General features: G+C 72.1%; 6 protein-coding genes. 3 read left to right on the forward strand and 3 right to left on the reverse strand.

Annotation, left to right across the window (positions count from 1 at the left end):
* Window positions 1-121 precede the first annotated feature (121 nt).
* Complete coding sequence (locus tag E1281_RS04530; protein ID WP_131875853.1) at window positions 122-790, forward strand: TetR family transcriptional regulator; 669 nt, start codon at window positions 122-124, stop codon at window positions 788-790.
* Window positions 791-793: 3 nt separating this feature from the next.
* On the opposite strand, the gene E1281_RS04535 is transcribed toward E1281_RS04530, so the two are convergent.
* Genes E1281_RS04535 through E1281_RS04545 form a run of 3 tightly spaced genes read right to left on the reverse strand, consistent with a single transcriptional unit; the run spans window position 794 to window position 4,702 of the window.
* On the reverse strand, window positions 794-1,966 hold the full coding sequence (locus E1281_RS04535; RefSeq protein WP_131875854.1) for an acyl-CoA dehydrogenase family protein: 1,173 nt from the start codon (window positions 1,964-1,966) through the stop codon (window positions 794-796).
* Window positions 1,967-3,073 carry an acyl-CoA dehydrogenase family protein gene (locus E1281_RS04540; protein ID WP_131875855.1) on the reverse strand — a complete coding sequence of 369 codons (1,107 nt, stop codon included), beginning with the start codon at window positions 3,071-3,073 and terminating at the stop codon, window positions 1,967-1,969.
* A complete protein-coding gene (locus E1281_RS04545; RefSeq protein ID WP_131875856.1) occupies window positions 3,074-4,702 on the reverse strand; it encodes an AMP-binding protein in 1,629 nt (542 codons plus the stop codon).
* Window positions 4,703-5,013: 311 nt separating this feature from the next.
* Here E1281_RS04545 and E1281_RS04550 point away from each other — a divergent pair, with 311 nt between their 5' ends.
* Together E1281_RS04550 and E1281_RS41075 are read left to right on the forward strand one after the other, a co-directional pair.
* Window positions 5,014-5,577 (forward strand): TetR family transcriptional regulator, encoded by a 564-nt coding sequence (locus tag E1281_RS04550; protein ID WP_131875860.1) that lies wholly within the window; start codon window positions 5,014-5,016, stop codon window positions 5,575-5,577.
* 81 nt (window positions 5,578-5,658) lie between these two features.
* Entirely contained in the window at window positions 5,659-5,895 is a 237-nt protein-coding gene (locus tag E1281_RS41075; protein WP_207933618.1) for a DUF397 domain-containing protein, read from the forward strand.
* The last annotated feature ends 105 nt before the right edge of the window (window positions 5,896-6,000 follow it).

Genomic DNA, 6,000 nt, shown 5'->3' on the forward strand with positions numbered 1-6,000 from the left:
AGTGGCATAGCACGACACTTGTCGTCAACTGCCGTGCGTTGCGAAGCGACATGAGTCACTCAAAGACATTGTTCATGCTCTGTCTCTTGGCAGGCGATGGCGTGGCGGCTACACTGCGCACATGACCGCGACCGCCCCCGAGACCGGCGCCGCCGGTCCCGGGCCCCAGCCCCCGGGCCGGCGCGAACGCAAGAAGCAGCGCACGCGGGAGGCACTCGTCGACGCGGCGTTCGCCCTCTTCGCCGAGAAGGGGTTCGACGCCACGACCGTCGAGGAGATCGCCGACGCCGTGGACGTCTCGTCCCGGACGTTCTTCCGCTACTTCGCCTCGAAGGAGGACGTCGCGCTCACCTTCCAGGAGGAGCAGACCCGCGCCGTCATGGCGGCGCTGAACGAGCGCCCCGCCGACGAGCCGATCATGACGGCGCTGCGGCGCGCCGTCGTCGGCATCGCCCGCGCCTGCGAGGCCGGTGAGCTCGGCTTCGACCCCGGGCGCTTCCAGTGCCTGATGTCGATGATGAACGCGAGCCCGGCGCTCATGGCGAGCAGCCTGGAGCACGCGCAGCGCAAGCAGGCGATCCTGATCGAGTTCGTCGCCGAGCGGCTCGGGGCCGACCCTGCCGCCGACCTGCGCCCGCACGTCATCGCCGCCGCCGCCACCTGCGGGTTCCAGTCCGCGGCCGACGCGATGCGCAGCCATGACGGCGCGTTCGGCTCGCTCTCCGAAACGGTCGACAGGACCTTCGCCATCCTGGAGGACGGCCTCAACCCGCCGCAGGCGGGCGCGTGACCCTCAGCGGGGCGCGCGGGGCAGCCCGAGCCCGATCATCGCGATCAGCTCGCGCTGGATCTCGTTGACGCCGCCGCCGAACGTCAGCACCAGCGCGCCCTTGGCCAGGCGGTCGAGCGCCGCCGTGAAGTCCGCCGTCTCCGGGTCGCCCGGGTCGCCGTAGCGGGCCAGGACGTCGCCGAAGACGCGGCCGACGTCCTGCATCCGCTCCGACGAGTAGATCTTCGTGGCGGACGCGTCGGCGGCGCCGAGCCAGCCGAGGTCCTGGTTCGCGGCGACCTGCCAGTTGAGGATCTCGTTGACGCGCGTGTAGGCGTGCACCCGGGCGAGCGCGCGGCGGACGGCGGGCTCCTCGATGAGCGGGCGCCCGTCCCGTCCGGTCGTGGTGCGGGCCCAGCGCTCGAACCGGATGAGGGTGTGCCCGATGTGCCCGGCCGGGCCCAGCGTCACCCGCTCGTGGTTGAGCTGGTTGACGATGAGGTCCCAGCCCTTGTTCTCCTCGCCGATCAGCATGTCCGCCGGGACGCGGATGTCCTGGAAGTACGTCGAGTTGGTGTGGTGCGCGCCGTCCATCGTGATGATCGGCGTCCAGGAGAAGCCCGGGTCCTCGCAGTCGACGATGAGCATCGAGATGCCCTTGTGCTTCTTCGCGGACGGGTCGGTGCGCGCGGCGAGCCACACGTAGTCGGCGTGGTGCGCGCCGGAGGTGAAGATCTTCTGGCCGTTCACGACGTAGTGGTCGCCGTCCCTGACCGCGGTGGTGCGCAGGGCCGCGAGGTCCGTGCCGGCGCCCGGCTCGCTGTAGCCGATCGCGAAGTGGCACTCCCCCGCGAGGATGCGCGGGATGAAGTACTCCTTGTGGGCGTCCGACCCGTACTGCAGGATCGTCGGCGCGACCGAGTTCAGCGTGATGAGCGGGTAGGTGACGTCGGCGCGGGCGATCTCGTTGGCGAAGATCGTCTGCTCGACCGGGCCGAACCCGCGGCCGCCGTACTCCTTCGGCAGCGCGACGCCGAGCATCCCGTCGCGGCCGAGCCGCTTGCAGTGCTCCATGTAGGCGGCGCCGAACGGGTCGGCCCCGATCGCGGCGCGCTGCTCGGCGGTCAGGCAGTTCTCGAAGTACTCGCGCAGCTCGTCGCGGAGCCTCTTCTGCTCGGCGGTCAGGTCGATGAACATTCAGGCCTCCTGGGCGACGAGCGAGCCGAGTGCGTCGAGGCGGTCTTCCGCGCCGCCGAGCAGGTGTCCGCAGTGCTTGCCCCAGGCGAAGTAGCGGTGCAGCGGATAGGTGACGTCCAGGCCGATGCCGCCGTGCAGGTGCTGGCAGGTGTAAAGGGCCCTGACGACGGGATCGCACGCGTTGTAGGAGGCGATCGTCAGCAGTTCCTCGGCGTCGCCGGCCCCCTCGGCCAGCCGCCAGACGCCCGCCCAGACGGCGACGTCCAGCGCGCGCTTCGCGATGTAGACGTCGCTGATCTGCATCGTGACCGCCTGGAACTGCGCGAGCGCCCGGTCGAACTGCTCGCGGGTCCGGGTGTACTCCTTGGTCAGCTCCAGCGCGCCCTCGATGACGCCGGACGCGATGGCCACCGCGCCCGCGACGGCCGAGCGGCGGAGGGTGTCCCAGGCGGCGCCGTCCGCCGTCCCGCCCAGCAGGGCTTCGGGGCCGGCCCTCGTGCCGTCCAGCTCGACCCGTGACAGGGGCTCGCTCGTCGCGGACGGCTGGGCGGTGACCGCCGCGGCGCCGGGCTCGATCAGGAAGACCCCGACGCCCTCGCCCTCGACCCGGGCGGGCACGAGGATCCGCGACGCCTCCCGCGCGTACGGGACGAAGGTCTTCACGCCGTCGAGGACGTACCCGCCGCCGTCCCGCCGCGCCGTCGTCGCGACCTCGCCCGCCGGGCCGGCCTCGCGGTACGCGCCGGTCAGGACCGCGGCGCCCTCGGTCAGCGGCGCCAGCAGTGCGCGCTGCTCCGCCGTCCCGTGCGCGCCGATCGGGACGGCCGCCAGCGCGAGTGACGCGTACACCGGGACGGGCGCGACATGGAGGCCGACCTCGCGCAGGATGACCGCCAGCTCCACCGGGCCTAGCCCGGCGCCACCGGACTCCTCGGGCAGGACGATCCCGAGCAGCCCCGCTTGGGCCAGCGCCTTCCACGTCACGTCGTCGTAGGGGGCCCCGCTCTTCTCGAACGCCTCCAGGCGCTCCTGCGCGGCCTCACGCCCGAGCACTCCGGCGGCGAGACCCTTGATCTCCTGCTGGGTCTCGTCGAGGTTGAAGTCCACTCATCCGCTCCCTTCCAGGAGGTGAAGCCGTCCGCTGCGCTCGAACTCCGACCGGATGCGGGCCGCGTCCTCCGCGGTCATCGGGCGGTAGTCGAGGTCGCGTCCGGGCCGCCACCACACCGGGTCGTCGGTGCGCCAGCCGTCCTTCACCAGCCGGCGCTTGAGGATCTTGTTGGAGGCGGTCGCGGGCAGCTCCCGCGCCACCCGCACGTACCGCGGGGGCCACTTCGGGCTCAGGTCGGCGCGCCCGCGCAGGTAGCCCGCGAACGCCTCGGGGTCGAACCCGTCGGCGGCGATCGCCAGCATCACCTGGTCTCCGGACGCCGCGTCCGGCACCCCGTACACGGCGAGCTGGCGGACGCCGGGCAGCTCCGCCAGGACGCGCTCGACCTGGGCGGCGCCGAAGTTCTCGCCGTCCACGCGGAGCCGGTCGGCGTCGCGCCCGGCGAAGAACACGTAGCCGTCCGCGTCGGCGTAGGCGAAGTCCCCGCTCCAGTACATGCCGTCGCGGAGCCGGTCGGGGGCGTCCTCCTTGTAGTAGCCGTCGAACAGGCCGAGGTCTCCGGTGCCGACCAGCTCGCCGATGGCCTCGTCCCCGTTCACGAGCCGTCCGGCCTCGTCGAGCACCGCGGGCGGGCACGGGCGGCCGGTCGCCGGATCGAGGATCGCGACCCCGTCGGCCAGCCTGCCGATGGCGCCGTCCGGGCCGAACGGGTCGGGCACCAGCGAGATCGCCGTCTCGGTCGAGCCGTAGCCGTCGATGACGAAGCAGCCGAACCGCTCCCCGAACGTCTTCTGCTCCAGCGGCGCGGCCTCGTTCCCGAACGCGAACTGGACGGGGTTGTCGGCGTCGTCCTCCCTCCGGGGCGTCGCCAGCACGTACGACAGCGCCTTGCCGACGTAGTGCAGGTAGGTGCAGCCGTGTGCGCGCACGTCCGGCAGGAAGGCGGACGCCGAGAACCGTCCGCGCAGCACCAGCTCGGCGCCGGCGGCCAGCGCGGGCGCGTACGCCGCCATGACCGCGCCCGAGTGGAACAGCGGCATCGGGCAGTAGACGACCGACTCCGCGGACAGCATGCGCTCGGCGAGCATCACGCCCGGCACGCGCACCTTGCGGTGGGTGACGCGGACGGCGCGCGGGCGTCCCGACGTACCGGACGTGAAGATCAGCATGAGCAGGGTGGCGTCGCCCAAATCCGAGGTGTCCGGGAGCGGGGAGCCCGCGAAGGGGGCGAGCGACGTCCGGTACTCGTCGCCCTCGACGTCCCGGACGGGGAGCCCCAGCTCGGCGGCGGTCCTCGCGTACCGGGGCTGGGTGAGGACGAGGTCGCAGTCGGCGCGCTCGGCGTCGCCCGCGAGTTCGGCGGCGCTCCGGGTCGGGTTCAGCGCGACCGCGACCGACCCCGACAGCGCCGCCCCGCCGAGGAGGAACACCAGCTCAGGCGTGTTGTCGAGGAGCACGCCCACGTGAACGGGACGTCCCTGGACCCGCCGGTCCGCCATCCAGGCGGCGCGGGACGCGCATTCGGCGACGACCTCGCGCCAGGTCCAGGACCGGCCGTCGTCGGCCGAACGCAGCCCGGGGCGGTCGTCGTCCGCCCTTGCCTCCAGCAGTGCCGCGACGCTCACCCTGCCACCTCCCGGGCCGACCCCACGGCGAAAAAGTAGAACAGATTCTAGTCTGTGTCCAGAGGCATGATCGGGCTCGTTCCCGGGCAGATTCGCCTAGCATGTCAGGGTCAATCGACCGGAGAGAGAGATCCGGCCCGGACCGCCGCCCGCACCGATCAGATAACACGTTCTCACGCGGGCTGTATCCTTGGCAGGACACGTCGGGCGACCGCGCCCGCTCAGGAGGGATCACCGTGACCGCAGAGCCGACGGTGACCGGGGACGGGAACGGGACCCCGGGACAGGCGGCCGAGCAGCCGGGGCAGAGCGTGCGCTCCCGCAGCCAGCACCAGCGGCGCAAGCGTATCGTGCAGGCCGCCGCGGCGCTGGCGTCGCGCGGCGGCATCGAGGCGATGCAGATGCGCACCGTCTCCGAACGCGCGGGGGTCGCCCTCGGCACGCTGTACCGCTACTTCCCGTCCAAGATGGACCTGGTCGTCGCCGTCGTCGGCGAGGAGCTCGACCTCCTGGAGCGCAGCATCGAGCGCCGCCCGCCCCGGGCGGGCGACCCGCCGCAGCGCGCGGTCGAGGTGCTGATGCGCGCCACCCGCGGGCTGATGCGCGAGCCGGAGCTCGCCGAGGCGCTGATCCGCTCGCTGCTGCTCTCGGACGTCAAGACCGACTTCGGCGAGCGGATGACCGGGCTGCTGCTGCTCGCCGCGTCCGGCCGCCCGGACGCCATCGCCGCCGACGACCCGCGCCGCCTGGTCGCCCGCGCGCTGTCGGGCATCTGGACCATGGAGATGATCGAGATGCTCCGCGGCAACGCCACCGCCGAGGAGATTCAGGCCCGGCTGGAGATCTCCGCCGCCCGCCTTCTCATCGACACCTGACCGGCCGCTTTCCGCTGTGTCACCGGCCCCTCACGCACTAACCTTGGGGGCTGACAGCGCCAGGACGAAGAAGGTGTGCCAGTGACCGAGCAGGAACCGATCCTCAGCGACGGGGTCATCATCGAGTTCATCGATGGCAAGGACGTCCCCGTCCAGCACAAGGATTTCGGTGAGAGGGCCGTCGTCATGCGCGACGCCAAGAAGCCCGAGGGCCCCATCCTCTACTTCACCGAGGCCGAGTGGGACGCCTTCATCGCGGGCGTCAAGGACGGCGAATTCGACGACCTCCTCGAAGAGGACCCCACCGAGGCCCCCTGACACACGCCGTCGAAACGCCCCCGGCCCGAACCGGGGGCGTTCGTCATGCGGTCCCGGCCACGTGTTCCGGGCGGACCGGGATCCGCGGAAGGGGCCGGTCTGTGG

It is taken from the genome of Actinomadura sp. KC345 (genome assembly GCF_004348515.1).
Taxonomy (GTDB): domain Bacteria; phylum Actinomycetota; class Actinomycetes; order Streptosporangiales; family Streptosporangiaceae; genus Spirillospora.

Bases quoted from the DNA above. Each gene is read 5' to 3' on its own strand.
- E1281_RS04530 (WP_131875853.1), top strand. From the start codon at position 122: ATGACCGCGACCGCCCCCGAGACCGGCGCCGCCGGTCCCGGGCCCCAG.
- E1281_RS04535 (WP_131875854.1), bottom strand. From the start codon at position 1,966: ATGTTCATCGACCTGACCGCCGAGCAGAAGAGGCTCCGCGACGAGCTG.